1 protein-coding gene, 1 tRNA gene and 1 pseudogene are annotated in these 2,544 nt (G+C 59.5%); 2 read left to right on the forward strand and 1 reads right to left on the reverse strand.

What is annotated here, in order from left to right:
• The first annotated feature begins 309 nt into the window (after positions 1-309).
• On the forward strand, positions 310-1,821 hold the full coding sequence (locus A3754_RS16780) for a 4-hydroxyphenylacetate 3-hydroxylase family protein (RefSeq protein WP_063520617.1): 1,512 nt from the start codon (positions 310-312) through the stop codon (positions 1,819-1,821).
• A gap of 60 nt (positions 1,822-1,881) precedes the next feature.
• Positions 1,882-1,957 (forward strand) — tRNA-Thr (locus A3754_RS16785).
• 102 nt (positions 1,958-2,059) lie between these two features.
• On the opposite strand, the pseudogene A3754_RS27825 reads toward A3754_RS16785, so the two are convergent.
• Positions 2,060-2,544, reverse strand: a pseudogene (locus tag A3754_RS27825) (transporter); the annotation flags it as partial.

The raw sequence follows: 2,544 nt of genomic DNA on the forward strand, positions 1-2,544 counted from the left end.
TCGTATCGCCTTCGCGCTTATGAAAAATGGCACCGACTATCAGCCGGCCCCTGCCTCATGAAGACTGGGGTGGACAACATAGAATCTCCTACGGCTAATGCTTTTATCGCGCCGCCTACACAGCCAGCCTCCCCCGCCCTTAGCGCCACGCTGACTTGACCACAGAGCACAGCGGCACTTTCTGTCATTGCCTTGGATTACACACTGTTTACCATCGGAGATGACTCCCAAGTCACCCTATTCCCGATGATATTGCTTCCCGCGCCGGCCTGCGGCGCAGAGCAGAACAACACGATCCCAGGAGGCACCATGAACGCCGCGACCCCGGCTCCAGCCCGTGAAGAATCCGCCCAGACCCGCTGGGACCGCATTCCCGTCATCAAGACCGGTGACGACTACCTGGCCAGCCTGCGCAACCGCGGCACTCGCCTGTTCCTGTTCGGTGAGCTGATTGATGAGCCTGCGGACCACCCCATCATCAAACCCAGCATCAATGCCCTGCGCGCCAGCTATGACCTGGCCATTGACGATCCAGAACTGGCCACTGCCTGGTCACCGTTGATCGACGCTCAGGTAAACCGTTTTCTGCACATCGTGGAATCCCCCGGCGACCTGGTAAAAAAGAACAAGATGCAGCGTCGCATGGGCCAGATCACCGGCACCTGCTTCCAGCGTTGCACCGGCCTGGACACCATCAGCGTGCTGCACTCCGTTACTTATGAGATGGACGAAAAACACGGCACCCAGTACCACCAGCGCTACCTGGAGTTCCTCAAGGAAGCCCAGCGCAAGAACATCCTGATTGCCGCCGGCATGACCGACCCGAAGGGTGACCGCAGCAAGCGGCCCGCCGAGCAGGCCGATCCGGACATGTTCATGCGCGTCACCCGCCGCACCGACAAGGGCATCTACGTCAAAGGCGTGAAAGCCCACATGACCGGTGGCTGGAACCAGCACTGGATATGCGTGCTGCCCACCATGAACCTCACCGAAGGCGACAAGGACTACGCCGTGGTCGGCATGATCCCCGGCGACGCCGCCGGCATTACCTATATCTACGGGCGCCAGAGCTGCGACACCCGGGCCATGGAAGGCGGCGACATCGACCAGGGCAATGCCCAGTACGGCGGCCAGGAAGTGCTTGTGTACTTCGATGATGTGTTCATTCCCCACGAGCACGTGTTCATGGACGGCGAATACGAATTCGCCCAGGAGCTGGTCAGCCGCTTCACTGCCTATCACCGCGCCAGTTATGTCTGCAAAACCGGCCTGGGCGATGTCATGGTCGGTGCAGCGGCATCCATCGTGGAATACAACGGCCTGGAAAAAGTCAGCCACATCCGCGACAAGCTGGTGGAAATGACCCATCTCAACGAAACCATCTACTCTTCCGGCATCGCCAGCTCCCACGAAGCGAAGAAGATGCCCAGCGGCATCTTCATGAATGACACCATGCTGGCCAACGTGTGTAAGCACAACGTGACCCGTTTCCCCTACGAGATTTCCCGCCTCGCCCAGGATCTGGCCGGCGGTATCATGGTCACCATGCCCAGCGAACAGGACCTGGAAAATGAAGAAGCCGGAGACATCATTCGTCGCTTCCTCAAAGGCCGCGAAGACATCCCCACCGAGGACCGCATGCGCATCCTTAGGCTGATCGAAAACATGACCCTGGGCCGCAACGCCGTGGGTTACCTCACCGAATCCATGCACGGAGCAGGCAGCCCGCAAGCCCAGAGAATTCAGATTCTGCGCGGCATGGATGTGGAGAAGAAGAAGTGGCATGCCCGCAAACTGGCCGGCATCAAGCAGGAAGCCTGATTCCTGCTTGCCTGCAGCGGGCGGCCTGCTAAACTAGCGCCCGCCCCGCACAACGGGCATGCCGGGATAGCTCAGTCGGTAGAGCAACTGATTCGTAATCAGTAGGTCCGCGGTTCGATTCCGCGTTCCGGCACCATTCGAATTCCACAAAAAAGCCGCTCCTGATCATCAAGAGCGGCTTTTTTGTGGGCGAAAATCGCCGCAGACGATCGCCGCCAGCGACACTACTACGGCAGGGTTATTTCCCGCCGAAGGCTTTCTGCCAGCCCACGGTAAAGGTGTAATCGGTTTCCATCTGAATGCCGTGCAGGGATTCCTGCACCGGCGCCTTGTACTCCATCGCCAGGCGGTGGCCTTTCAGCGCGCCGCTCTTGCCCAGCAGGTTCAAGCCCACACCAATATCCAGACGCTGGCCACCCTTGGCATCCGGGTCCGCCGCCGGGTTCATCATCGGTGAGATGGTCAGGTCTTCAGCAGAACCGTTAATACTGGTCCACCAGCTCTTATACGCTGCCACAGACACCGATGCCCACGGCGAGACCGGCTTGGCCGCCCAGGCGGTCAGATACTTGCTCGAACCCAACTCATAACCCTGATCATTCTCATCCAGAGGAATGTTGGCACTGACCTGCGCGCCCCAGCTCCAGCTGTCATATTGCTTGTTCAGGGTCAGCCCCGGGCGCAACTCATAGCTGCCGGAGCCCAGCTGCATGGGGTAAGGCA

This window comes from Alcanivorax sp. HI0083, from assembly GCF_001635175.1.